The organism is Sulfurimonas crateris (genome assembly GCF_005217605.1).
GTDB classification, from domain to species: Bacteria; Campylobacterota; Campylobacteria; order Campylobacterales; family Sulfurimonadaceae; genus Sulfurimonas; species Sulfurimonas crateris.
Genome location: NZ_SZPX01000001.1, coordinates 257,841 through 280,945, shown reverse-complemented (window position 1 = coordinate 280,945; position 23,105 = coordinate 257,841). Strand labels below are relative to the sequence as shown.

The following is a 23,105-nucleotide window of genomic DNA, read 5'->3' as shown; positions in this document are numbered from 1 at the left end:
AAAATAAGCGGCTCAAAACAACTCTTTTTTTTATTTTAGAAGAGGTAATTTAACTCAAAACGGTATTCGTTATAAGAGTCTTTGTCAATACCATCAGCTACTCTCTCATCTGCATCAACAAATGCCATACGAATCTTTGCGTCAAACGTCGGTGTAAACTGTTGACGAAAGTCTATATGCAGGATATTGCTATCTGCTTGAACGCCGCCTGCTTGCTTATCTTCATCAAAATCTTGAATCGCGTAACGTGCAAGTGCGCTAAATCCGTCTAAAATTTTTGCCTTGCCAAAATCGTAGTAAACCTCTGCAGAAGTCGTTTTTGTATCTGCTCTCCAGTTGTACTGCGCCATAGCACGAGTATATCCGCCTGTAGGAAAACCTCTCCATGGTGCGACTATATCCGCCTCATCAGCAACAGCCGAATAACCGACTTGCGCTTTAAAGATCCCATCTGTCAAAACTAAACGTGCCATGGTAAGCGATGTGTCAAGAGTAGATGCATCTTTATATCCACTTTTAGCTCCTGTCAAACCTGCGAGGCTACCGTCTAAACTTGCTCCACCGATTTCACCTGCACCATTATCAAACTGTTGCATATGGCGAACACCCGGAGTTAAAGAGAGTTTGTCACCCAATTTGATTTTGTAGTTAAATTCTCCCGTGAGTGAAGAGAGAAGACCCGGAACTGAGCCGTATGTTACATCTACTACAAGATTGTCGATTGACTTGTTTTTCAAATCTACAACTACAAGTTCGTTCTCCTCCTTACCATGTGCACTGAGGTTTGTATAATTGAGTCCTTTATGAACCGCAGCATCGTCATTGTTGTTCCAGCTCTCACCTGAAGAGTCTTTAAAAGTTAAAACATCATGGAAAGTAGTATGGTCTCTTAGTTTTTGAGAGTTAAAATAGGCTCCGCGGATTCTTGTTTTTGGAATCTCGTTTATTGTAACGGTGTAACCTTCAAAAGTATTTGGAATCATTTTTGTATCATTTGATTTAGTTAAAAATGACTCAAATATCTGACGACCTACTTTAAATGATGTTTTAGAAAGATCATATTGAAGATATGCCTGTGCCAAAACTGCCATCGACCAGTCACCGCTTGTTTTTACATTGTAACGGCTAAATGTATCTTTACCCGCTTTTACGTCACCCACATCTGCATCATCTTCACGAAGAGAAGAGAATGGGTTATTTGCGTAGTAAAGACCTGCTGTTGCGCTTACGCCATGAAGCGGAGCCGTTTTGTAAATCATACTCCCGCCGATACCGAATGCTTTATTGTCATCATTTACTTGGTCATTTTTCCAATCCCAGTTAAACGCGTTCATACGCAGGCGTCCATAAAAGGTACCTTCTGTAAAAGCATCACTAAGATTATCAACACTGCTTGGAAGCGTTTTATACACTTCCATCATGTTATTTTTTAAAACTCTTTTTGGCTCTGTATCATCTGCAAAAGCACTACTTACCAAAAGTGAAACTACTGCAGCAGCTGCTACACTTATCTTTATCATCTTCATGTTAAATCCCTTATGATTTTAAGTTTTAGTTGCAGGCTAATTGCAGCTTGTCTGACCCTTTGGAGGACATCCGCATGCATAATCAACAACTCTTACGTTACCCTCATTACTTACATCTACTACTTTTTTACGCTTGATATAATCTCTTGTAACATCATATACCGCTCTGATCTTATCTTTTTGAAGATTTTCTCCTGCATTTTGCAAGTTCCCACCCCATGAAGAGACAATGTAAGTTTTCTTCAAATCTATCGGCTTGCCGCCAATTTTAAGATTTGATATACGCTTGCCCGTAGAATTGCCCACTGCAATATCATACGTCGCTCCACCAAGCCGACTCATATCTCCGCCTTGCTGATAGAGCGGATTTTCATTAAATACGTTATCGGCAATGTCCTCTAAGAGTTTTGCTATCCTCTCGCCTTTTAACTCAAAAGTGTAGACGTTCGGATAGGTTATACCGCACATTTCATAAACATTATCCATTAAAATCTCTTCTCCCGCCAAAACGGTTGTTCCCCATCTATAACCAGGGGTAAAGGAGATATCACACTTCATCTCATCTATGATAGCATCATTGATAAGCTGATCAAATGTTGAGAAGAATGTATCTCTTTTGTAAAGAATATTTTTTGTTCTCCCAAGCACTTCATTCATCTCAGAAGCATATGGCGCATAAAGCTCATCAACAAGCTTCTCACATTCAGTATCTGCCGGAATTATGTTAGATGCAATAGGAATAAGCTTGTACTCATAGTTATTTACCTTGCCATCTTTCGCATCGATATCTAAACGTCCTATGTATTTTCCATGACTTCCCGCAATGGCTATAACCGTTCCGTTAATGACGATAGGCTTTGGAGATGGATCATGCGTGTGCCCGCTTAAAATAAAGTCTATGCCATGTACTTTACGTGCCACTTCCTGATCTACGCTAAAGCCGTCATGCGAGAGTACAACGACACAATCAACATTATGCTCATCTCTTAACTCATTAACATACTCTTGAAGTGTCTCTAAGCGAAGACCGAAACTCCACCCTTGTGTAAACTCTTTAGGGTTCGCAGTCGACGTAAAAGGAAACGACTGCCCGATGATGCCTATCTTTGCGCCGCCTCTCTCTTCTATAGTATAGGGTTCAAAAATCAACTCTTCAAAATCATCAGCGAAAGAGTCGTTTCCTACAACATTTTGAGAGATAAACTTTCCATCAAGCATCTCAATAAGCTCTCTAACGCGCTCTTTACCGTATGTAAACTCCCAGTGTCCGACCATAACATCTACGCCTATATTGTTTTGTGCCTTGACAATAGCTTCGCCCCTAGTCTTTAGTGCCACACCGGTACCTTGCCATGTATCACCTGAATCCAAAAAGAGAACATTATCGGCTCCTCTTGTTTTTCTTATATGGTCTACTAATGTTTTGATATGTGCCACACCACCCATTTTCCCAAACTTTTTAGCTAGTGTTTCAAAATCAACATGGGTATCAAAGTAAGCATCTAGTGAGCTTGGCTCTAAGCCGTAGTGTTTTGCAAACGACTCGCCGCATAAAAAACCGGGTGTTCCGGTAAGATTTGGCGCAGAGATGAGCGTGGAAGGCTCTCTCCAGTAAAGCGGCTTTAAGTGTGCATGTAAATCGCACATGTGAAGCAGCGTAAAGTTTCCCGTATTTTTAAAAGCGTAAATATCTTTAAGCGATATTTGTGACGCCATTCTTGGTGCGGCAGTTGCAGAAGTTGCAGCGCCGATTCCAAAAATCGCACATATATGCATAAAATCTCTTCTTGAAATCTCCATCTTCTCTCCCTATCTCTTCAAACCGGGCAGAGCGATAGTAGCACCCTTTGCCTCATGAGTAAAATATACTTCAAGCGCCGTCATCTCAGGTGAACCCAGAGGAATAACCGCAAGAAGTGCATTTTGCATACAGCCCTGAAATCTCTTTTGCAACGTTGCAAGATTTGACTTTGTCATTCTATACGCTGGCCATGTTGCCGCTGAAGCATTACCTTTTGCAGAGATATCCGGTAGCGGCTGTGTTCTTAGAATGCCACCTATAACACTTGGATTGTGACAGCTGTGACATGAAAGTCCTCTCCCGCCCCTTCTTGTATTAAAAACTTCTTTGCCAAGAGCATAAGTCTTTTTCATCTGCTCATTTGCATTAATATCAATACTAATAGGCTGCTCATTCGCAATTGACTTCACATAAGAGGACATGTCAAACATATCAGAACTCTTAAGTGTATACGGCTTTTTGCCGCTATCATGCATAAATGCCTGAAGCATCTGATCAATACTTACAACCATTTTAAATTTCTCAATATATCTCGGGAAACCTGCTAAATAAACAGGCAACGCATCTTCAGATAGCCCTAGATATTTAGCCAAAGCAGCCTCTGAGCCCATAGCATCTAAAAGTTCCGAACCATTAGCAAGCATCATATCCGCAGGATTGTTCTCTAAAAGCTCTTCATACATTGCACGATCTGCATCGCTCATGGCAAACTGCTCGCTTGCAAAACTTAAAGATACAGCTAGAGCAGCACAAAGCAATATTTGTAATATTTTTCTCATGGCTTATCCTTTTGGTTTAATTTTTTGACTGCTCTCTTCAACAGTGCCTTCATTGTCGGTAAATGTAACTTTTATAGTTCCCTCACCATCAACCTTCATGTAAGTAGTAAGTACAGGATTTACAGAAAGTGTCTCCCAAACATTCATATTTGTAAACACTTTGCCGTTATATTCAAATTTTACATTTTTAATATATTCAGCAGGTATATATTTACCGGTTTTCTTGTCTTTTCTAAGCCCTGTTTCCATCGGGTGCATAACCATAAAACTAACTTTTACGATATCACCGTTTTTGAACTTATTTGGTTTTACCTTGATTAATGTTTTTCTCTTTGACATTTTATTTCCTTTTTATTTATTTTTCACGCTAAGCACTATGGCACTTTGGTCTTACCCGCACAATGCGGTAAAAAACCTCTTGTTATTTTTCATACAATCTAACAGATTTAAAAAATAATCAACCACATCCACCGATAGTTACTTTAACACTTTGAGAAGCTATCAGAAAAGTTCCGTTGCTTAACTCTACAAGTGCAGCTACCTCTTGTGTTTCACCAAGTTTTACACGTGTAGAGAGCATTGCTTTTCCATTTGCTGGAGACAAGTGTGCATCAACACAGCGTGAGTTACCATTTTTTGTAGCAAATATATGTATTGATTTTACATAATCATCTTCATTCATCGGATGATCAACCTCAACAGTTACGGGAACAACCGCACCGTTTTCTGCAATTTCCGGTACTTTTAATGCTACTTTTTTAGAAACCTCGGGAGTTTTCCCACCTGTTACAGCCGCTAAAGCCTCTTTATATGAAAGCGCATTTGAACCTTGTGGTTTTTCATCTGCTGCAAAACTCACTGAAGGTGACACAACAATAGCACTCGCTGCTGCTGCACTTAATCCTCTTAAAAAATCTCTTCTTTGCATCTCTATATCCTTTTTTTCTATTTTGTTGATAAAATATATGAAGTTATCTCACATATCTCTTTTTCATTAAAGAGTTTTGTTGTTAGATTTACGGTCATATTTGTATGTGGATTGTCAATCCTTGGATCTGCAATCTTCTGATACACATACTCGGTATCTCTAACACCTGTTTTTACGAATATTTCAGTATAGTTCGTTAGGTCAGGTCCTATATTTCCACCACCTATCGCACCTTCTATATTGTGACATGCAACACAGTTTCCGTACTGTTTATCTTTCCCATTAGGCAGCTTTTTACTTAAACCCTCAGGCGCACTCCCTTTTGCATTTCCCCCGTTAAGGTTATGAAACATGTATGAACCTCTAGCAATAGCTTTTAGATCATTCGTCACACATTCTTTAGGCATTTTATTAACACCCAGAGGTGGTAATAAATCTTTTTGAATTATCTTCGATGCATCAGGAACCTCAATCACACTGCTATAATCAGCAGCAAAAATTGTTATTCCCAAAAGCAGCGACAAAGTCAAACTCCTCTTCATTTAAGCTCCTTTTTTTAATTTCGAAGACAAGTTTAACAGTGAAGTATAAAATTTATGTAAAATTTAGTTTTATTATTGAAATGTGGATGAGTTATTCATAAAAACGAGGTTTTTTGGGAACTTGTAGTTAAATGTCGTTCCTTTTTTAAGCTCTGAGTCTACACTTACAGTGATATTTTCTTTTTTGATGATAGAACCGACTATGTTGAGTCCTATTCCAAAACCACCAGCTTGTCTGCTCTCTCTGTAGTACCTTTGAAATATTTTTTCAACATCTTCTATACCTATGCCGTAGTCTTTAAATGAGAGCAGACATTCGCCCTCTTCATTTAGATTCATATTTACTTCTATAATATTTTGTTCATATGAGTACTTTATAGCATTTGATATATTGTTATCAACTACTCTTTGAAACTGTTTTGGGTTCATACTTATCTTTACACCCTCTTGAAGCTCACTTTGTATTGTTATATTTTTCATGCATGCAACTTCACTAAAATACTCTATGCGCTCATCTAAAAACTTCTTTACATCAATATTTTCTCTCTCATACTCTATTTTGTCATATTTGATAAGATACTCCATGTCATTGTAGATGTTTGAGAGCACTTTTGTAGAAGCTTTAATCCTCTGCATGTACTTGTTTGTCCCATGTTTTCTGCTAAAGAGATCGATATTGACATTAATGATAGCAAGGGGTGTATTTATCTCATGAATAGAGTCTTTAATAAACTCATCAAGCTTCTTGTTTACATCTTTGAATGGTTTTGCGAATCTATCCAAAAAGAGTATGCTCAGTAAAAATATAAGCGTTACGATGGAGAGGAGTATTACCAAAGCTTTCTCATAAACTTCATAATAAGAGAGCTCATTCTCCACGACAAGATACTTTGCGCCAAAATATCTATCTTGAGGAAGTGCCATAACATAATAAGCTCTATTATCTTCTACTTGATAACCTTCTATAAAGTATTTAATAGGCTCTTTTATAAGCGAGAAAATCTCTTTTTGTCTGATATCATAAAGACCTGATTTGAATGTTTTAAATCTTGGGTACTCAAAATACTCCTCATCCGAATTATGCTCTTGCATAAGTTTAATGATTAACAGTGCCCTGTTTTTAAGTTCAAACTCATTTTTTATATCATGTACTTTCTTCATGTATGAAGTATAGATAAACAGCGGTGCAAGCAGTATTACAGCGACAAGGGCAGTGTATATGTATGCGTAAATTATCGCATAACTTTTATCTCTCAATGATATATCCTAAACCTCTTCTGTTTTGTATGATTGCGTCTGGAAGTTTTTGTTTTAGGTTGTTTATCTGAACTCGGATTGCTGATGGCTCTACATAGTCGCCCCACACCTCATCTTGAAACATCTGCATGGAGACAACACTGTTTTTGTTCTTAATAAGCACTTCAAGAATATCTTTTTCAATCTTTCTAAGAATAATCTCTTCGCTCCCATGGCTTAGCTTGCCTTTTAACATGTCGTAAAATACATCCTCGCCAAGTGCGATAAGTTCATCGTTTTGAAGATAAAAGCTCTTCACCGCCTGCTTGATTCTAAGCTCCAACTCTAAGAGATCAAAAGGTTTGCGAATATAATCACAGCATCCCTTTTTATACCCCTCATTTAGGTTTTGCACATCGGTCATGGATGTTAAAAAAATGGCAGGGATTTTAATCCCATCTTTGCGTATGCTTTGCAAAAGCTCAAACCCGTCCATTGAAGGAACATTGACATCCAAGAGGAGTAAATCATAAGATTTTGAGTAGATTGCATCATGTGCATCCATTCCATCGGCATAATCATCCACCTCGTACTCCATATCTTCCAAAAACTCTTTTATACTGATTCTGAGTGAAAATTCATCTTCGAGTAACAAAATCTTCATTTTATTTTTCCATCCACTTTTTTTATGATTTTTTGCTCTAAAACAAGCTCTATAAGCTCCTCTTTCGTATATTCGTTTAACTTCTCATACCCAAGTTTTATATATTCGTTTTGCATATTCACGGGTATCTCGTCTTTTATTGTCATAAGTGATTTTATATCCTCAAACTCTTTAACCCTAACATCATTTTGCTCATCTCTTACAACATCATAAAGAGCCTTTTTTGTAAAGTTGATAAAAAATGAGGTTTCATCATTCTCCTCTTTGAAATACTCAAGATACCTCTTTGTTAACACAAACACAAATAGTCCTATTGATTCGGAATTGCCGTTTTTTATATTTTCGCAAAATACATAATCATCATCAAGAGTGATTGCTCTGTTTACTTTAAGTTCTTTAAAATCGATTTTTCTAAGAAGGTCTATGTTGTTATGATTATAGTTTCTATTTGCCATGATATACCTATCAACAGTCTCATTGTTTTGCATAAAAACGGCTATATCGTAATACTTATCATCCATCAATACATAAAGATCAACACCTATTTTTTTAAAAAAGCTTGTTATAGAGTCAAAAAAACTTATAATCTCAACAAAACCCAAAAGAGTCTTGTCTCTATAAACAGGCACTGTAGTCTTAATGCTTAACATTCGTCCTGTCTCAATGGATGTGCGTGGAGTATTGTGAGAGCTAAAATATTGAAGGTCGCTTCTAAAATCTTCAAGCGGCATACCAGTATAGATATCGTCCCAGCTTCTTGCAAAGATATGGTAGTCATGTGTGAGTATCTGAGTTTTAATATCTTTATCAGTGAAGTTTTTTATCTCTTGTGTGATTTCCGAGAGAATCTTATATCCAAGATCCTCATCCTCATTTTCCAAAGTATCAACTAAAGCGCTGTTTTTTGAGAGTGCTATTGCCATCTTGAGCGCATCCATCTTCTCACTTTTTATCTCAGATTCTAACGCTAGGACAAATTTATCTAATATGTAACTGACGTTTTGCTGATCTATCGCATGCCTGAACGAGAAAAGTATATAGACTATTATGGCTATTATTACCAAAAATATAGGGAGGGTTTTTTTTAGCATAATATATTTTAGTATGGCATTAATCTATTGGAATAAAAGCATATCCGTCATTTTGAGCATCAATAAGACCTACCATAGCGCTTGGTATGACCTCTACAAACTCTAAAACATTCTCTTTTTCTATATTTTTGGCTTTCATGCCAACGCCGCACATTAAAAATTTTACGCTGTACGTTTTTACAAGCGATGCAAGTCTCTCATGTATCTCTTTTGCTTTTGCCTGAAGTTTTTTATCCTCTTTGCATTTTGTTTTTGAGATGTCTTTTACAAAAAACTTATATGCGCCTCCATGAACTATAACAATGATATCCAACTCTTTAAAAGTAGTTTGGTAGTGTGAATTGTTAAACGCAACTGCCTTTATCATTCTGTTTTCAAATGTTCTCAAATCAGATGTTGTTAAATCAAAAACTGCTTTTTTAACATCCCCATCAGCCTTTAAGAGTCCTAAAAAAAGGACAAGTACTAGCAATAACTTTTTCATTTTAACCTCATTTTAAAAAATTTCTCAAAACAAAATAACATATCAATGTAAAATAAAAATAAAATCAGCACCGCAAATTTAAAAATTATCTAACAAGATGACATTTACATACGTACCCTGCTCCAGATCTCCATCATCCTCGCCTGTTATCATCAATGCACTTGAGTCTAGCATATTTGTAAGTATTGCCGAGCTTCCGACCTTCTTATCTTTGAAGTTTACAAAATACTCACCATCTTCTACGGCGACATTACATGCAGTAAACTCCGTTAGTCTGCTTCTTTTTCTAAATTTTTCGCCGAGTTTTGCCGCTACCGTTTTATACGCACTTTTGCGTCCGAGCATTTTTGAGATCAGAGGAAGAACATAAAGTATGGCAGTGACAGTTGATGAGTATGCAAAGCCAGGGAGCGCTAAGATAAACTTATCTTCCCTTTGCGCAACCATTATATGTTTGCCCGGCTTTATTGCCACGCCTTTGTATACCACTTCGGCACCTATGCGAGGTACTATATCTTTTACAAAGTCGTAATCCCCTACGCTCACACCGCCTGTACTGACAAGAATATCCGCACTCAATAGAGCATTTTGGAAAGTCTCCATTATCATATCTCTCTCATCACCGATGGTTCCAAGCTGAACGACATCAGCTCCTGCTTGTTCAAAAAGAGCCGCCAGCGTATAGTTGTTCGAACTTCTTATCTGCGAAGGATTTGTGCTGTTTACGCCAAGATCCAAGATCTCGCTTCCAGTTGAGATGACAGCAACACGCGGTCTAATTGCGACTTTTACCATTACACGGTTGAGTGCTGCCATCACACCTATCTCGGCAAAACCGATCTTTGTCCCTTTTTTGATAAGCACGTCTCCTGCTCTATACCCCTCTCCCACCGGACGGACCGCATTTCCTCGCGGGACTGTTTCGTCTACGGTTATTTTGCCGTTATTTACGCTTACATTCTCTATCTGGATGAGCGTATCGGCTCCATGGGGCATCTTTGAACCTGTAAATGTCTTTATACACTCTCCGCTATTTATGGTTCTCTTCTCATCACTTCCTGCGGGATTATCTCCTAAGATAGTGATCTCTTTACTCTCTAGATCACTATGAATAACCGCATAGCCATCCATTGAAGCGGTAGGAAACTGTGGGTCGTTATACTCTGCAACGATATCTTGCGCCAAAACTCTTCCAAGTGATGCGCTAAGTGCCACATTCTCGGTTCGCCCAGAATTAACATGTAGTAAATCGAGCATATTTTGGCTTGTTTCATACGATAGTAAACTCATTTTAAAATTCCGCTCCCTTTAATTGCTGTTGAACGATCAAGTGCATAGACTCTTTTGCCGCCCTTTAGATCATATTTCCAGATGGGAGCAGATGCTTTGAAATCCTCTACGAACTCATCTATAAACTCTAGTGCCACACGTCTTTTTGGAGAGAAAACTGCCGCTATGTATGAAGATTCGTGAAGCATCACGTCACCTCTTGAGTGCGCCATTTTTATAACCGCACCCTTAGCCTCAGCCCTCTTCTGCCACGCCTCGAACCAAGAGTTTAGTATCGGCTCATAGATGTCAAAACTAAGCCCTTCTATGTTATCTTCGCTTCTAACCGTTCCGACAAAAGGGATATAGGCGCCGTAGTTACTATTTGCTTCCTGCTCATACCACTCTTTTAATATCTTAGGAACATCAAGAGCTCCATCATAAAGGTAAAGCATGCCTCATCCTCCGCAAACAGGCGGAAGAAGAACGACTCTGTCACCATCTTTAAGCTCTACATCCCTGCTGTTTACAAGGGTATCGTTCACGGCAACTGCAGAATTCTCAAGCCACTCTTTCATAGAATGATCCTTCTGCAGTATCTTTGCCAACTCGTTTAGGTTTGTTATCTCTAACTCCAGAGGCTCTTTTTGTATTGGGCCCAAAAATTCTACTCGTACCAAAATACTACTCCCAAAACTATTTTTCATTGCTGTGATTATATCTAACTCATCTTTTTTATAAGTTAATAGCTGTATAATTTTGACCATACTATCTTGGAGCAAGTTTTGATTTTTGGAAAAATTGAGTATCTAAATCTTCTGCCTTTTCATGTCTTTATGAAACGTTTTACAAAGAGCTCCCAGCAGAGCATGAGCATGCACTACTACAGAGATGTTCCTGCCAAGACGAACAAAAAATTTATCTCAAAAAAGGTTGACGCGGCATTTATCTCAAGCATACGGGCAAAAAGACAAAAGCACGTAAACCTCGGAATAATTGCAAGAGGCGAGGTACTTAGCGTTTTGGTGATCCCCAGTAAAGAGGATGTGACAGACAAAGAGTCCGAGACATCAAACGTGCTCGCAAAAATTTTAAACGTCCAAGGCGAAGTTCTTATTGGCGACAAAGCTCTAAGATACTACCTGCAAGAGAAGCCTCATACCGATCTTGCAAAAACATGGAATCAAAAACATAATCTCCCTTTCGTTTTTGCACTTCTTTGCTATCACAAAGACAAGACGCTCTATAAAAAAATTGAGAAGAACTTTTTAAAAAGAAGAGTGAAAATTCCAAGATATATTTTGAATGAAGCCTCTAAAAGAACCGATGTTGCTCACGACGATATTTTGAACTACCTAAAACATATCTCATACAATGTAGACAAAAAAGCAAAAAAAGGGCTTGATAAATTTTACAAAGAGGCAAAAAAGGTTAGTGTGAATAACAAAAGATAAGTTTTGCCTAAACAGCTCAGTGATCAAAAATTGCTGCTAGACTTGGAAAACTTCTCTCAATGCTCTCTTTTAACAAAGCTCTTTTTGCATCAACAGAAGTTTTATCTCACCTACTTTGCTCGTCCATAAGGAAGAGTTTGGAAGAGTTGTATATTTTTTTGTATCAACAAACCCTCTTCTTTTATAATACTCTTTGAGCTCGTTACGAATAGAGATAACCTCCACTTCAGCAGAGATGACACTCCACTCTCGCTTTGCATACTCTTGCGCATACTCTATAATCTTTTTGCCAATTCCCATACCCTGCATAGATGCCTTCACAACAATAAGACCAAGTTTGACCTTCTCCTCTTCTTTAGTTAAGCAAATGGATGCAACGATCTCATAACCCTTACAAAGAGTTAGAAGGCAAACATCTCGATTTTTTAAAAGATTCTCTAACATTGCTCTATCAACACGAGCTCCATCCAAAATGTCTGCCTCTGTCGTCCATCCAGCCCTAGAGCTCTCTCCTCTATAACAGCTATTAATAAGCGCCTCCAGCTCTTCTTTATCTTCAAGAGTAGCTATTTTGAATATGTATGACAAGTCGATTCCTTTTTTTACTCTGTTATAATATTTAAAGACGCCAATTCTAAAAATAAGTGCAATTCTCTAATATAGTTTGAATTATATTAAAAAGTAGTAAAAAGTTGTTTTTGAAGTTTTCTTAAAGTGACTGTTAAAAGTCTTGTGAAGCCCTATTTTAAAGGGTGGTGCGGATGAGAGGACTTGAATCTCCACACCTTACGGCACCAGATCCTAAGTCGGATTATTAGTATATATACAGAATTATACAGAGTTATATATATTCGCTATTTACGGGGTTTTCTTCTTTTTTTAATTATATAGTAATATACTGTTTTATATCTAAAACCGTACCCAAACCGTACCCTAGTCTTTTTGTGCTATAATTTTACATATTCATAAAAAGGATCTAATATGCAAGCTTCATATAGTTTAAATTCCAGTGAACTCAATATTAATTTTTTAAACTCTATAAAAGAGATGTTTCAAAATAAGAATATTGAAATTATTATAACAGATCATACCGATAATGAAGTTAATGAGTATAGAAAATCTATCTCCAATAGACTAGAGCAGTACAAAAGCAATCCTGAATCATTTACAGAACTTACGGATGAGTTTTGGGTAGATACTGAAAAAAGATTGATTGAGCGACATCAAAAAAGAGCAGTTTAGTTGAAGATAGAAAAATATCCTGAATTTCAAAAAGAACTTGATGATATGTTGGATTACATCGCATTGGATAGTTTGCAGCGTGCTATTGACTTTAAAAGAGAAATACATAAACAAATATCTAAAATAATTGATATGCCTTATATGCATAGAAAATCTATTCATTTTGATAATGAGCAAGCAAGAGATCTAGTATTTAAAGGTTATACAATCACATATTTTATTTATGAAGACAAAATAGTTATTTTGGGCATTTTAAAATACAAAGAAACTTTTTTAATAAAATCATAATTAATGGCACTCCAAGATCAACTCATAAAAATCAATTTAGATAACCTTGATACCAAAGGTATATATTTAAAAGATAAAAATAGCACCTTTAAAGCAAAAGAGATTAATAAAAACGACCTCAAAAAAATTGACTATGAAAATATAGATATAGTCCTCAAATTCTACTTTAGAAATAAGCAAATAAAAAAAACTATCAACTTCTACAATATCACAGGCTTACACGCTGTTAAAAATGCAGTCGCAAAACGCAATCTGCTAAAAGATGAGCTGCTTGAGACGGGAGTTATAAAGAAAAAAGATTTTAAAACATTAAACGATATATTTAAGGTTTATATGGATCTAAAATCAAGAACTCTCTCAAAAGAGAATATCTACAGTACAGCAAAAACATATGACAAATGGATTAGAGAGAATATCGGACATATCAATATCGATAAAATTACAGTAGCAGATATTCAAATGATTGTAAACGATATGCTAAGACAAGGGTTAGCTCCTAGAACGGCTCAAAGCATAAAGCAGATACTAAGACCTGTTTTTAATTATGCGATTGAAGAGTTAGATATATTAATGAAAAATGCAGCCCTCAAAGTAGCCATACCAAAAGTTCAAAATATTATGAATTTTGAACTATCGGACGAGCAGCGAAAAAGATTATTTTATGAGATATGGAACTATGAAGATTTAAGATATAGAGGCATTATGCTCTTTTTATTCGTAGGTAGAAGATTAAACGAGGCTCTTACCCTAGAGTGGACGGAAATAAATTTAAATGATAATCTAAACACATATATTATTACTGCTGAAAAATCAAAAAATAGAAAGCGACATGAGTATCCTTTATCCGCTCCTTTAGTCGCTTTTTTAAAAGAGTACGGCATAAAAAAAAGAGGTTTTTTATTTGAGGGGGTAAAGACGCCACATGTAACAGATGATACATTTAGATCACACTGGATTAAAGTATATAAAAGAGCCGGTGTTGAAAAAATGAGGATACATGACACGAGACATATTTTAGGCAATACTCTTATAAATAAAGGAGTGACAGAAGACATTATCGCAAAAGTATTAGGACATCAATCGTATAGTATAACTAGCAGATATGCTAAAGTTAGTTTGGATAGCATTAATGAAGCTTTGAAGATTTATTTTGAAGATATTAGTGATATTTGGGAGACAAGGGGATAAACCCCTTGACTATGTTAATTTAACATAGGTGCAAAAAAGCACATAAGCAGTAATGCGATTAACAGCTTATTCATAAAATCTCCCTTGTTAGAATTTAGGAGGGCAAAAAAAAAGGCTAAGAGGTAATTAATCTCTTAGCCTTGCCACTCCATTAATTCTAACAAGTGTTAATCGCAAAAGAATTATATCATAGAAAAGATAAATTAGCAGCAGCAGAGCCACTACCTTTTTTCTTTTTAAAACTATTTTTGATAATTCTTGTGGAAAGAAGCATAAGAAAATTTCGTCGTAAGCATGGGTTGAGTATTTATAAGAACGTCAGGGAAGAGCTTGAGCAGATGGAGATCAACGAGAGAGTTGCAAAAGAGCATAAGGCGTTTGTGGCTAACGGGATTACCGTGGCTGATGGCGGCAAAAAAGATCTTGATTACTGGTTTGGTCTTTTGCAGAAGGGCGCAATTACGCAAGATGAGTACAATGCTAAGAAGAGTGAGCTAATGGCAGTTTAGTCGCTGTGTTTCGTGTAAGATTAGAGAAGAGAAGGCGAAAGCCACCTATGAGGCAAAGAAAAAAAATGATGGAGTGTAGGATTAGATCCTAGCACCCCATCCGCCTGCTTCGGTCCTCATGCTATCGATAGAATTATCAATAGCACTTGTTGAAGCAAGATCGATCGCCTGAAATAGCTCCGTATGAAGGCTTATGATTATTTTGTAAATAATCACGATACTAAATACCGCGATCGCAACTTCAAAAAAGCCGTCTATGAAATAAATTTTCATCTCTGTAAACAAATTCGTAAGGTTAACGCCTGCAACTTGCATATTCCCACCTGTAGCATTCTGAGACAAAGAAGTCTCAAGCATCCCGCCCATGACTGTTTTCCCAAAAACCATACCTGTAGTATGAATTAAAGAGTTTGCTGTGATTGCCAACCAGACCGCCAGCACAAAAATAGGTATCTCAAGCATGGTAGCTAGTATCTTAACCGTAAACTTAGCCATCGCCTCGACGTTTTTTTGCATAAACATAATTGGCATGATAAAAAGACTCAAAAAATGAAAAGCAAAGATTTTTATCAATATGATAGTAAATCTCAAAATCCCGACTATCAAAATACCAACGATTGGTAGAGTCATTAAAAGTATTTTAGCCGCCTGATAACTGAACGTAACGCCTACCGCAGCGTCTACTCCAGGAACTAAGGCGGCCGCACCGCCGCCAAGGAGCCCGCCTATAATTCCTAAAAGCGCGCTCAGCTCTCGATTTTATATATTTTGCAAACATAATACAAAATGCTATAATTCCATCGTTTCGATCGGTCGGTCGTTCCGCCTCTTCGCCTTTTTCACGCTCGGCAAGAGCATACTATCAACTGTCGGTTGTGCTGTACAGTCTGTTCCATGCCAAATATGTTAGAGTTTTTGGTTTAGGTCTAGTATGAGAAGGTGATGAGAGCATAGTATCATCCACAGCGCCACTATCTGCGTGTAGTCGATTCCTCTTTTAGTTTCCCTGTGAGAACCAGCCGCAACTGTATCAATTTCTACTCTTTTTTCAATACTTGGGTACTGCTTTGATTGCATTAACTATGATAGCTCTCAAACAGAGTATCTACTTTACCAGACGCTTGATAATACGCCTATCAATTTTTTTTTGAACTAAAAATATGTTTGAGCGAGGAACAGGTACCAAATGTTCCGGTTGAATTACTCAACGGGAAGCCAAAGCTGACTTCCTTCACTTTGGGAGTGAAAAACACTTGGTACCCCATTGAATAATTTGAACGGGGTAATGATATTAAAATTAGAAACAAAAGACCATAAAGAAAATTGTCATAATTCTAGTGTGTTGGGGGGGGGTTTCATTAATTGTCAATATTTTTCATTTTGTTTCATTTGTCTCAAAATGATCAATAATATACTTAAAATGACGAACTAATATGTAAAATTTATATTTATAGAAGTTTAATGCTTGTAGTAAAAAATTTATTTTGAAGTTTTCTTAAAGTGACTGTTAAAAGTCTTGTGAAGCCCTATTTTAAAGGGTGGTGCGGATGAGAGGACTTGAACCTCCACACCTTACGGCACCAGATCCTAAGTCTGGCGTGTATACCAATTTCACCACATCCGCATATAAGTGTTTTACGTCTCTTCAGACAAGGTGGTACGCCCTACACGATTCGAACGTGTGACCGATGCCTTAGAAGGGCATTGCTCTATCCAGCTGAGCTAAGGACGCATACATTTACAAAAATGGTGCGCCCGATAGGATTCGAACCTATAACCGTCGGATCCGAAGTCCGAAACTCTATCCAGTTGAGCCACGGACGCCACAAAATTTATTGTTATTATTAAGTTTTTATATCTAATTTATGGGGTGAGATACGGGATTCGAACCCGCGACCCCCGGCACCACAAACCAGTGCTCTAACCAGCTGAGCTAATCTCACCATACGTTTTTAAATATAAATTAGGTGGTCGGGGTGAAAGGACTCGAACCTTCGGCCCCTTGGTCCCAAACCAAGTACTCTAACCATACTGAGCTACACCCCGACTCTTTTCATTAAAACAACTCTGCAGCTGATTAATGAGGCGAAATTATAGTTAATTATTTTTAAAAAGTCAATACTATTTTTTGCATATTTAAAAACTTTCAAAATAGTGACACAAAAAGAGATTAAGATTAGTTTGTTACAATACATTATTATGGTTTTAAAGGGTTAGTTTTGGGTGAAGTATTTAGCAGTATCAACTATTTTTTGGAGACGGTTCTATTTTTTGATATTCTTTTTGGCAGCGTAGAGGGGGTAACATTGCCCTTTTTGGTTATCTGGTTAATTTCCGGCGGTATCTATCTTACTATTTTAACAAGATTTATAAATTTAAGGATGTTAAAACACTCTTTTGACATTGTAAGAGGCAGATACAACACTATTGACGATGTCGGGCAGATATCATCTTTTGGTGCTCTTACTACTGCCTTGAGTGCGACTGTAGGGCTCGGAAACATTGCTGGCGTTGCTCTTGCCATCGCGATCGGCGGTCCTGGTGCAACATTTTGGATGATCGTTGCAGGTTTTTTGGGGATGAGCCTAAAGTTTACCGAAGTAACACTTTCGCTGCAATATAGAGAATTTTTAAAAGACGGCACAGTTATGGGCGGTGCCATGGAGTACCTCTCCAAGGGCTTGGCAAAGAAAGGGTATGCAAAATTCGGTAAAGTTTTAGCGGTGATCTTTGCAGTATTTATGATCGGAGGTGCGATAGGCGGGGGAAACACCTTTCAGGTCTCGCAGGCTCTAAGCGCCATCTCACAAGAGATACCGTTTTTTCAAGAGTTCCCTATAGTTTTTGGGATCATTATTGCCTCTTTGGTTGGCTTCGTCATCATCGGCGGTGTTACAAGAATTGCCCGCATCACCGAGACTCTTGTTCCATTTATGGCAATAATATACATCACCGCATCTCTATGGATTTTAGGAGTTCATTTTGAAAAAATAGGTGATGCTTTTAGCATTATATTTACAGAAGCTTTTTCAACGAGTGCAGTTTACGGCGGGATTGTCGGCTCTCTTATACAGGGTTTTCAAAGAGCGGTATTCTCAAGTGAAGCGGGAATAGGTTCATCACCGGTTGCACACGCTCCAGTTAGAACAAAGTACCCTGTCAGACAGGGTTTAGTTGCTCTTTATGAACCTTTTATAGACACCATCGTTATATGTACCATGACGGCGCTTGTTATTGTTATAACAGGCGTATATGCGCATGATGGAGCTTATGTTGCTCTTATTGAAGCAAAACAAGGTGCCGCTCTGACAAGTGCAGCTTACGGGACGGTAATTGAATGGTTTCCTGCGATTCTATCTGTAAGCATTACCCTCTTTGCTTTTTCTACTATGATCTCTTGGTCATACTACGGTGAGAGAGCATGGGTTTATCTTTTTGGCTCTAAATTATCAATAATTTATAAGATCTTTTTTCTATCTCTTACAATTATCGGTACGGTTGTAAGCACCGGCTTGCTTGTAGATTTTAGCTTTATGCTTCTTTTGGCTATGGCACTGCCTAATATACTTGGGCTTTTTATCCTCGGCGGCGAAGTAAAAAAACTGCTTGATATTTATCTTAAAAAGCTTAAAAGCGGTGAACTTGACGATGAGGCTATTAGATGAGTGAAACAAAACAGAGGTGCATAGATTTTTTAGAAGAGCATAATATAAATCTTGACTCGGAAATCGACTTCGATGTAAACGGTGAGGTTCATACACTCTCTTTTAGATATATTACAGATGCTTTTATGATGGCTTCGGAGGAGTCGCAATTGGTTTTTTTAACTGCACTTGAAAAATCTACAAATAGCAAAGACGGTATGGGGATAGAGAGATTTTTTGAGGGGATGGGACAACTTCTGCTGCTTACCCATCTCTCAAAGAATATTGAAGTTTAAAACTGTATCAATCCATCAATCGGAGAAGATGCAGTTGCGTAGGGTTTTTTAGGAATTCTTCCTGCAAGATAACTCATACGACCTGCCATCACGGCGTGCTTCATAGCCTCTGCCATTATCATTGGATTACTTGCCTGAGCTATTGCCGTATTTGTTAAAACTCCCTCTGCACCAAGTTCCATCGCATATGCGGCATCGCTTGCACAGCCTATCCCAGCATCTACGATAACAGGAACGCTTACAGCTTCACGGATAAATACTATATTGTACGGATTTTGGATCCCAAGACCGCTTCCTATCGGTGCGGCAAGAGGCATGATCGCATGCGCGCCTGCATCTTCAAGACGTTTTGCCATAATAGGGTCATCAGAAGTGTATGCCATAATTGTAAAGCCCTCTTTAGAGAGTATTTCACATGCTTTAATGGTCTCTAATACATCCGGATAAAGAGTCTTTTGCGTATCGCCGATAACCTCCAGTTTTATAAGGTCGATCCCCGTAGCCTCACGTGTTAGTCTAAAAGTAGTTATTGCCTCTTCTGCCGTCGTACACCCTGCAGAGTTTGGCAAAAACTTTACATTTGTTCCCGCAAACGTATCACGAAGATTCTCTTTGTCAGGATCGGTTATATTTAGTCTTCGCACGGCAACGGTTATAAGTTCGCTTCCGCTTGCTAACGTCGCCTCTTTTGTAGTTTGAAAATCTTTATACTTTCCACTCCCTACAATAAGACGAGAGCCGAGTTCGTACTTCCCTATCTTTAAAATATTATCCATTATTTTGTTCCCTCTTTTTTAAATTGCTGTTTTATAACATATGCAATCTTATAGTTTGCATATCCCCTCTATCAAATCATCCGGCGTTAGCGAATAATCAGCTCCACTGTAATGAAGCGCCGCTTTCGTATGCGCCAAAGAGCCGTTCATAGCAGCATCTAAAGGGCTGTAGCCCTGAGAGAGAAGTGATGCTATAAGACCGCTAAGCACGTCTCCGCTTCCCCCTTTTGCAAGAGCTTGAGTTCCGTGTGGGTTTACAAAGCACTCACTATCCTTGCCTATGATGACATTAGCACCTTTTAAAAGAAGCGTGACATGCGGATACTTTTTGCAAAACATCTCTACATATTTAAAACGCTCTTTTTGCAGCTCATCAACCGCTATATCCGCAATATTAGCTCTTTTTAAAAGAGAGACAAACTCTTTTGCATGAGGTGTTAAAACCACATCTTCTCTTTTTAAAATATCCAAAACCGCCTGCATATGAAATATATCCGCATCAGCGACAAGAGGCAGAGCGTTATCCAAAAATTTTTCCAGCTCCTGCGCACTAAACTCTGCGCCAAGCCCCATTCCCAAAGCAAGAGCCGTTGTATTTTGGGGAACTTCATGTGAGTACATTAGCGTATGTGGTATCTCAATTTTTTCAAATCCCACAAGCGTTACAAGCCCGCTTCCAAATCTGAGTGCCGAGAGAGCGCTCATGATGCCTGCTCCGCTCATCTGCCCAGATGCAATAGCCAGATGACCGTAAGAGCCTTTGTGCGAATCTTTTTTTGCCCTTGAGGGAAGTCTCAGGTCATCCAGATCAAGCAGCTTGCAGTTGCTATCCCTCTCATATATATCTCTGCTTACTCCAAGGTCTACTACTCTGATATCTCCAAGCGCATCTTTTGAGCCATCCAGAAACATACTCTTTTTAAGCGCACCCATTGTAAGCGTGATATCTGCTAAAAACCTGTATCCGGAAGGTATGTCACAGGCGATCTTAAAAGCATTTAGAGCGTTCATTTCGTCAATTATAGAAGCGATCTCTTTGCTAAACTCTCCGCTAAATCCCGTACCGACTATTGCATCGACCAAAACGTCGCACGACTCAAGCTCTGCAGACTCTCTTACGCCTATGGCAAGAGCCCTTTTTTGCTGCAGAAGCGCCATCTTTGAGGCAGGCTTTTTTGCATAGAACAGATAAACATCATAATCTGCATGAAGAAGCCTTGAGAGCGCGATTCCGTCAGCTCCGTTATTGCCGCTTCCGCAAACTATAACGATTTTTGAATTTTTTTTAAAATTGTTACGAATATACGCAGCTATACCATTAGCGGCATGCTCCATTAAAATATCTTCACTTAAAAAAAACTCGTCATAGCACCTTTTATCTAAAGAGGCTACTTCATCAAAAAGTTTTTGCATAACTACTCTTCGATGACATACTCGTCTATCTCAACTATATTACTTTTTATATCGTTGAACAAAAGCGTATGGTAATCTGTTCTGTACTGATAGAAAAATCTGTTTTTAGGGAGTTTTTTTAGGTTCGCAGTGTTGAAGTACTCAAAATTTGAACATCTTCCAAGATATAAAAATGTAAAGAGAAGTTTTATCTGAGGACTTTCAAAAGTGCTGTGAGGCTGTGCCAAGAATGTAAGACCATACTTTTTAAGGTTTAGAAAGTTAAGCATATAGAGTAAAAAGTCTTCAAATTTTGTATAAAAACCGTTTAAATTTTCAATATCATGGAAAAAATAGTAGTAATTTTCTAGAAGTCCTTTTATCTGAAGCGTATCGGTCAATTTGCTTTTTATATCTCTTTTATTTGAGAAGTAAGCGGGGTCAACTGCCATATAAATATGTTTTTTCTCATCTACAAGCTTATTGAACTCTACTTGAAACTCTTCGCTTTCATCAAATCTTATATAATTAAAATGTTCATCTTTGTATCTAAGCTCTATGTCTTCTATTTCCGAGTTCGAAAAATCAAGATAGAGAGTTGCCACATTGCTGTCAATTATATAGTTTCTTATTCTGCACGCCAGATTTGTTTTGCCGGCACCCTCTTCCGCTAAAATAAGCGTGTTAAAATACAACACTCTCTCTTCGACTTTAAGCGTATTAATGCTGCTTACATATTTTCCTAGTTTATCTCTCATTTTTTTCCCTCTAAAAAATTTTAGATTATTATATCTTATCTCTAATAAATAAAGGCTATTTCCTGACCTATTCACAGTAATATATATACTTTGGATTTATGAAAATAATATAAATTTGTTATACAGTCTTAAGCTGAATAAATGTAAGATTTATGACAAATTTACACAAGGAATCATCATGTACAAAAGAACCGTTTTAACAATAGCATTTGCTGCTTCATCTCTTTTAGCTTCTGGTTTAGCTACAGAGGCTAAAAAAGCAGGTCTAGAGCCTATTCCTACAGATAAGAAAGAGCTTATGAAGCTTATAGACAATCCTAAGAACCCTATCACAGATGAGAAGGTAGAACTTGGTAAAAAGCTCTATTTCGACCCAAGACTCTCTAAGAGCGGTTTTATAAGCTGTAACAGCTGTCACAACCTAAGCGAGGGTGGAGATGACGGAATACCTGCAGCGATCGGTCATAAGTGGACTGCAAATCCGCACCACTTAAACTCGCCGACTGTTTATAACTCTGTCTTTTTCAACTCACAATTCTGGGACGGCCGTGATCCTCACTTAGAAGCTCAGGCTCAAGGTCCGATTCAAGCCGCACCTGAGATGTCTGCAACACCTGAACATGTAGTAGCGACAGTTACTTCTATGCCTGAATATGTTGAAGAGTTTAAAAAAGCTTACGGAAAAGATACAAAAATAACGTTTGAGAAAGTTGCGGACACTATTGCAACTTTTGAGAGAACTCTTGTCACTCCGTCTGCATTTGATGACTACTTAAACGGTAATGAAAAAGCGATGACAAAAGCTCAAAAAGATGGCTTGAAAACATTTATGGACAAAGGGTGTGCTACATGTCATACCGGCATTGCTTTGGGCGGTGCGATGAATGTGTTTAACATCACTGGAACATACAAGTTTCAAGATGTAGGTGATTTCAAGGGTGACAAGAACGGTATGGTAAAAGTGCCTACTCTTAGAAATATCACTCAAACTGCACCATACTTCCATAACGGTCAGATCTGGGAGCTCAAAGATGCGATCAAAGAGATGGGACGTATCCAGCTTGGAGCTGACATCAACGATGCAGAGGCTGCTTCTATCGAAGAGTTCTTAAAAGCGCTTGACGGCAGAAAAGCGGATGTAGTTCTTCCTCAACTGCCTGCTTCTACATCAAAAACTCCAAAGCCTGACATTAACTAAATCTCTCATGCAATTTATACCCAAAAAGGGTATAATTGCA

At 37.9% G+C, this 23,105-nt stretch carries 27 protein-coding genes and 5 tRNA genes; 8 read left to right on the top strand and 24 right to left on the bottom strand.

Annotated elements, in window-relative coordinates; translation table 11 throughout:
* Positions 1-35: 35 nt before the first annotated feature.
* The 13 genes from FCU45_RS01455 to FCU45_RS01395 form a co-directional block, all read right to left on the bottom strand.
* The gene (locus FCU45_RS01455; RefSeq protein WP_137012010.1) at positions 36-1,520 is read right to left on the bottom strand and encodes an OprD family outer membrane porin; all 1,485 of its coding nucleotides are present in this window, start codon (positions 1,518-1,520) and stop codon (positions 36-38) included.
* A gap of 42 nt (positions 1,521-1,562) precedes the next feature.
* Complete coding sequence (soxB, locus tag FCU45_RS01450; protein WP_137011544.1) at positions 1,563-3,326, bottom strand: thiosulfohydrolase SoxB; 1,764 nt, start codon at positions 3,324-3,326, stop codon at positions 1,563-1,565.
* A 9-nt stretch (positions 3,327-3,335) separates the two neighbouring features.
* Positions 3,336-4,106 (bottom strand): sulfur oxidation c-type cytochrome SoxA, encoded by a 771-nt coding sequence (soxA, locus tag FCU45_RS01445; RefSeq protein WP_137011543.1) that lies wholly within the window; start codon positions 4,104-4,106, stop codon positions 3,336-3,338.
* A 3-nt stretch (positions 4,107-4,109) separates the two neighbouring features.
* Positions 4,110-4,445 carry a thiosulfate oxidation carrier complex protein SoxZ gene (gene soxZ / locus FCU45_RS01440; RefSeq protein ID WP_137011542.1) on the bottom strand — a complete coding sequence of 112 codons (336 nt, stop codon included), beginning with the start codon at positions 4,443-4,445 and terminating at the stop codon, positions 4,110-4,112.
* Between the two features lie 118 nt (positions 4,446-4,563).
* Entirely contained in the window at positions 4,564-5,034 is a 471-nt protein-coding gene (soxY, locus tag FCU45_RS01435) for a thiosulfate oxidation carrier protein SoxY (protein WP_137011540.1), read from the bottom strand.
* Positions 5,035-5,051: 17 nt separating this feature from the next.
* Positions 5,052-5,576, bottom strand: a complete 525-nt coding sequence (gene soxX, locus FCU45_RS01430; RefSeq protein WP_137011538.1) for a sulfur oxidation c-type cytochrome SoxX — start codon at positions 5,574-5,576, stop codon at positions 5,052-5,054.
* Between the two features lie 72 nt (positions 5,577-5,648).
* Entirely contained in the window at positions 5,649-6,833 is a 1,185-nt protein-coding gene (locus FCU45_RS01425; RefSeq protein WP_137011536.1) for a sensor histidine kinase, read from the bottom strand.
* Positions 6,823-7,476 carry a response regulator transcription factor gene (locus FCU45_RS01420; protein ID WP_137011535.1) on the bottom strand — a complete coding sequence of 218 codons (654 nt, stop codon included), beginning with the start codon at positions 7,474-7,476 and terminating at the stop codon, positions 6,823-6,825. Before FCU45_RS01420 ends, FCU45_RS01425 begins: the two co-directional genes overlap by 11 nt.
* On the bottom strand, positions 7,473-8,567 hold the full coding sequence (locus FCU45_RS01415) for a cache domain-containing protein (RefSeq protein ID WP_137011533.1): 1,095 nt from the start codon (positions 8,565-8,567) through the stop codon (positions 7,473-7,475). The genes FCU45_RS01420 and FCU45_RS01415 overlap by 4 nt, the downstream gene beginning before the upstream one ends.
* Before the next feature lie 19 nt (positions 8,568-8,586).
* A complete protein-coding gene (locus FCU45_RS01410) occupies positions 8,587-9,051 on the bottom strand; it encodes a DsrE family protein (RefSeq protein WP_137011531.1) in 465 nt (154 codons plus the stop codon).
* A 78-nt stretch (positions 9,052-9,129) separates the two neighbouring features.
* Positions 9,130-10,341: a molybdopterin molybdotransferase MoeA gene (locus FCU45_RS01405; protein WP_137011529.1), complete on the bottom strand. Its 1,212-nt coding sequence runs from the start codon at positions 10,339-10,341 to the stop codon at positions 9,130-9,132.
* Positions 10,338-10,775 (bottom strand): molybdopterin synthase catalytic subunit, encoded by a 438-nt coding sequence (locus tag FCU45_RS01400; RefSeq protein ID WP_137011527.1) that lies wholly within the window; start codon positions 10,773-10,775, stop codon positions 10,338-10,340. The genes FCU45_RS01405 and FCU45_RS01400 overlap by 4 nt, the downstream gene beginning before the upstream one ends.
* Before the next feature lie 3 nt (positions 10,776-10,778).
* A complete protein-coding gene (locus tag FCU45_RS01395) occupies positions 10,779-11,000 on the bottom strand; it encodes a MoaD/ThiS family protein (protein ID WP_137011525.1) in 222 nt (73 codons plus the stop codon).
* A gap of 105 nt (positions 11,001-11,105) precedes the next feature.
* Here FCU45_RS01395 and FCU45_RS01390 point away from each other — a divergent pair, with 105 nt between their 5' ends.
* A complete protein-coding gene (locus FCU45_RS01390) occupies positions 11,106-11,774 on the top strand; it encodes an MqnA/MqnD/SBP family protein (protein ID WP_137011523.1) in 669 nt (222 codons plus the stop codon).
* Between the two features lie 69 nt (positions 11,775-11,843).
* On the opposite strand, the gene FCU45_RS01385 is transcribed toward FCU45_RS01390, so the two are convergent.
* Entirely contained in the window at positions 11,844-12,362 is a 519-nt protein-coding gene (locus tag FCU45_RS01385) for a GNAT family N-acetyltransferase (protein WP_137011521.1), read from the bottom strand.
* Positions 12,363-12,755: 393 nt separating this feature from the next.
* On the opposite strand from FCU45_RS01385, the gene FCU45_RS01380 reads away from it, so the two are divergent.
* The 4 genes from FCU45_RS01380 to FCU45_RS01365 all read left to right on the top strand — a co-directional run bounded on the left by FCU45_RS01380 (position 12,756) and on the right by FCU45_RS01365 (position 15,001).
* Entirely contained in the window at positions 12,756-13,016 is a 261-nt protein-coding gene (locus tag FCU45_RS01380; protein ID WP_137011519.1) for a hypothetical protein, read from the top strand.
* Positions 13,017-13,304, top strand: a complete 288-nt coding sequence (locus FCU45_RS01375) for a type II toxin-antitoxin system RelE/ParE family toxin (protein ID WP_246032208.1) — start codon at positions 13,017-13,019, stop codon at positions 13,302-13,304.
* A gap of 3 nt (positions 13,305-13,307) precedes the next feature.
* Positions 13,308-14,492 (top strand): tyrosine-type recombinase/integrase, encoded by a 1,185-nt coding sequence (locus FCU45_RS01370; protein WP_137011517.1) that lies wholly within the window; start codon positions 13,308-13,310, stop codon positions 14,490-14,492.
* Positions 14,493-14,791: 299 nt separating this feature from the next.
* Positions 14,792-15,001, top strand: a complete 210-nt coding sequence (locus tag FCU45_RS01365) for an SHOCT domain-containing protein (protein ID WP_137011515.1) — start codon at positions 14,792-14,794, stop codon at positions 14,999-15,001.
* A gap of 81 nt (positions 15,002-15,082) precedes the next feature.
* Here FCU45_RS01365 and FCU45_RS01360 read toward each other — a convergent pair whose 3' ends face one another.
* The 7 genes from FCU45_RS01360 to FCU45_RS01335 all read right to left on the bottom strand — a co-directional run bounded on the left by FCU45_RS01360 (position 15,083) and on the right by FCU45_RS01335 (position 17,047).
* Complete coding sequence (locus FCU45_RS01360; protein ID WP_137011513.1) at positions 15,083-15,532, bottom strand: hypothetical protein; 450 nt, start codon at positions 15,530-15,532, stop codon at positions 15,083-15,085.
* Between the two features lie 375 nt (positions 15,533-15,907).
* The gene (locus FCU45_RS11550) at positions 15,908-16,078 is read right to left on the bottom strand and encodes a hypothetical protein (protein WP_170175810.1); all 171 of its coding nucleotides are present in this window, start codon (positions 16,076-16,078) and stop codon (positions 15,908-15,910) included.
* Positions 16,079-16,540: 462 nt separating this feature from the next.
* A tRNA-Leu gene (locus FCU45_RS01355) sits at positions 16,541-16,625 on the bottom strand.
* A 31-nt stretch (positions 16,626-16,656) separates the two neighbouring features.
* A tRNA-Arg gene (locus FCU45_RS01350) sits at positions 16,657-16,733 on the bottom strand.
* A gap of 15 nt (positions 16,734-16,748) precedes the next feature.
* A tRNA-Arg gene (locus tag FCU45_RS01345) sits at positions 16,749-16,825 on the bottom strand.
* A gap of 42 nt (positions 16,826-16,867) precedes the next feature.
* Positions 16,868-16,944 (bottom strand) — tRNA-His (locus FCU45_RS01340).
* A 25-nt stretch (positions 16,945-16,969) separates the two neighbouring features.
* A tRNA-Pro gene (locus FCU45_RS01335) sits at positions 16,970-17,047 on the bottom strand.
* A gap of 173 nt (positions 17,048-17,220) precedes the next feature.
* Between FCU45_RS01335 and FCU45_RS01330 the strand changes: the two genes are divergently transcribed.
* Both FCU45_RS01330 and FCU45_RS01325 read left to right on the top strand, forming a co-directional pair.
* Entirely contained in the window at positions 17,221-18,666 is a 1,446-nt protein-coding gene (locus FCU45_RS01330; protein ID WP_137011511.1) for an alanine/glycine:cation symporter family protein, read from the top strand.
* On the top strand, positions 18,663-18,941 hold the full coding sequence (locus FCU45_RS01325; RefSeq protein WP_137011510.1) for a hypothetical protein: 279 nt from the start codon (positions 18,663-18,665) through the stop codon (positions 18,939-18,941). Before FCU45_RS01330 ends, FCU45_RS01325 begins: the two co-directional genes overlap by 4 nt.
* On the opposite strand, the gene FCU45_RS01320 is transcribed toward FCU45_RS01325, so the two are convergent.
* Genes FCU45_RS01320 through FCU45_RS01310 form a run of 3 tightly spaced genes read right to left on the bottom strand, consistent with a single transcriptional unit; the run spans position 18,938 to position 21,867 of the window.
* Complete coding sequence (locus FCU45_RS01320) at positions 18,938-19,717, bottom strand: thiazole synthase (RefSeq protein ID WP_137011508.1); 780 nt, start codon at positions 19,715-19,717, stop codon at positions 18,938-18,940. The two genes, FCU45_RS01325 and FCU45_RS01320, sit on opposite strands and share 4 nt — an antisense overlap.
* A 48-nt stretch (positions 19,718-19,765) precedes the next feature.
* Positions 19,766-21,130, bottom strand: coding sequence for an NAD(P)H-hydrate dehydratase (locus tag FCU45_RS01315; RefSeq protein ID WP_137011506.1), 1,365 nt, complete (start codon positions 21,128-21,130; stop codon positions 19,766-19,768).
* A 2-nt stretch (positions 21,131-21,132) separates the two neighbouring features.
* Positions 21,133-21,867: an ATP-binding protein gene (locus FCU45_RS01310; RefSeq protein WP_137011505.1), complete on the bottom strand. Its 735-nt coding sequence runs from the start codon at positions 21,865-21,867 to the stop codon at positions 21,133-21,135.
* Positions 21,868-22,045: 178 nt separating this feature from the next.
* On the opposite strand from FCU45_RS01310, the gene FCU45_RS01305 reads away from it, so the two are divergent.
* Entirely contained in the window at positions 22,046-23,065 is a 1,020-nt protein-coding gene (locus FCU45_RS01305; protein WP_137011504.1) for a cytochrome-c peroxidase, read from the top strand.
* The last annotated feature ends 40 nt before the right edge of the window (positions 23,066-23,105 follow it).